Origin of the sequence: Tenacibaculum finnmarkense (assembly GCF_900239185.1) — a bacterium.
Taxonomy (GTDB): domain Bacteria; phylum Bacteroidota; class Bacteroidia; order Flavobacteriales; family Flavobacteriaceae; genus Polaribacter; species Polaribacter finnmarkensis.
The window spans coordinates 1-2305 of record NZ_OENA01000055.1 but is presented as its reverse complement, the minus strand read 5'-3'; the positions used below and the strand labels follow the sequence as shown (position 1 = coordinate 2305).

Sequence of the window (2305 nt, the reverse complement as noted above, 5' to 3'; positions counted from 1 at the left end):
TGTTATTGAACTTCCATCACTTAATTTATCATTGTCTAATACATCTATTGTTGCATCATCGCCTGGTGTATTTCCTGTTGATGTATCATCTGTTGCTGTTGGTGCTCTAATTACTACTACTTCAGAAATTACCGCGCTACAGTTCGTTGGGTTTAATTTCTCACAGATACTGTATTCCACTTGGTAAGTTCCTGCAGGTGTATTTGGTGGAACTGTTACTGTTCCGTCATCATTTAAAGTTAAACCACCAGCTATATTTACAACTGTTAATGTTATTTCTGATGGAACAATCTCTTTTCCATTTAATTTATCATTTTCTAAAACACTTGTGGTTGTAGCTCCGTCTTTTCCGTTGATTGAAGTAAATGTATCTGCTACGGCTTCAATTGGTGCTGCTTCTACAACTACTTTTGAAGTTACTGTTTTACAATTCGCTGGATTTAAATTCTCACAAATTGTGTATTCATAATCATAGGTTCCGGCAGTTGTTCCTGGCGCTATCGTGATGCTTCCGTCGGCATTCATGGTGATGCTTCCTGATGTTGGCGTTGGAGCTGTTCCTGCTGTTAATGTTATTTCTGATGGAACTACTTTTACTCCATTTAAGGTATCATTTTCTAAAACACTTGCGGTTATATTTCCCTCTTTTCCGTTGATTGAAGTAAATTCATCTTTTACAGCTTCAATTGGTGCAGCTTCTACAATTACTTTTGAAATTACAGTAGAACAATTTGAAGGATTTAATTTCTCACAAATTGTGTATTCATAATCATAGGTTCCGGCAGTTGTTCCCGGTGCTACTATTATGTTTCCGTCGGCATTCATAGTGATGCTTCCTGATGTTGGCGTTGGAGCTGTTCCTGCTGTTAATGTTATTTCTGATGGAACAATCTCTTTTCCATTTAATTTATCATTTTCTAAAACACTTGTGGTTATATTTCCCTCTTTTCCGTTGATTGAAGTAAATGTATCTGCTACGGCTTCAATTGGAGCTGCTACAACTTCTACGGTTGATGTTACTGTTTTACAATTCGCTGGATTTAAATTCTCACAAATTGTGTATTCATAATCATAGGTTCCGGCAGTTGTTCCTGGCGCTATTGTTATAGTTCCATCAGTATTCATTAAAATGCTTCCTGCTATTGGCGTTGGTGCTGTTCCTACGGTTAATGTTACTTCTGATGGAACAATCTCTTTTCCATTTAAGGTATCATTTTCTAAAACACTTGTGGTTGTAGCTCCGTCTTTTCCATTGATTGAAGTAAATTCATCTTTTACCGCTTCAATTGGTGCTGCTTCTACAACTACTTTTGAAGTTACAGTAGAACAATTCGCTGGATTCAGATTTTCACAAATTGTGTATTCGTAATCATAGGTTCCCGCGGTTGTTCCCGGTGCTACTATTATGTTTCCGTCGGCATTCATGGTGATGCTTCCTGCTATTGGCGTTGGTGCTGTTCCTACGGTTAATGTTACTTCTGATGGAACAATCTCTTTTCCATTTAAGGTATCATTTTCTAAAACACTTGTGGTTGTAGCTCCGTCTTTTCCATTGATTGAAGTAAATTCAGCTTTTACCGCTTCAATTGGAGCAGCTTCTACAATTACTTCTGAAATTACAGTAGAACAATTCGCTGGATTCAGATTTTCACAAATTGTGTATTCGTAATCATAAATTCCTGCTGTTGTTCCTGGCGCTATTGTTATAGTTCCATCAGTATTCATTAAAATGCTTCCTATTATTGGCGTTGGTGCTGTTCCTACAGTTAATGTTATTTCTGATGGAATTACTTTTTCTCCATTTAAAGTATCATTTTCTAAAACACTTACGGTTGTAGCTCTATCTTTTCCGTTGATTGAAGTAAATTTATCTGCTACGGCTACTAATTCGCCAACTACTTCTACCGTTACCGTAGCTTCTGTACAGTTCGCTGGATTTGCTACGTTTTCACAAATCGTATATATTACAGGATAAAATCCTGTTGGTGTATTTGCTGCAATAGTTACATTTCCGTCTGCATCGATCAAAATATTTCCTGAGGTTACTGGTGTAATATCTGTATTTACTGTTGTTACTTGAACGCCATTTAAGGTATCACCTGTTAAAACACTTCCCGCTGCTACTGGATTTACTCCTGATGCTAAAGGTACTAAAGCTGTCCCTAAAGTATCATTATCGGCTAATAATAGATTCTCTACTAAAACTGTTGCTGTATTACTCTTACAATTTGCTGGATTCGCTCCATTCTCACAGATTTCATAAGTAACTTCGTAGGTTCCTGAAGGCGCTCCTGCGTTTACGGTT

At 37.2% G+C, this 2305-nt stretch carries 1 pseudogene; it reads right to left on the bottom strand.

The features are described from left to right. Window positions 1–2305 (bottom strand): annotated as a pseudogene (locus AQ1689_RS07820) (Ig-like domain-containing protein); the annotation flags it as partial.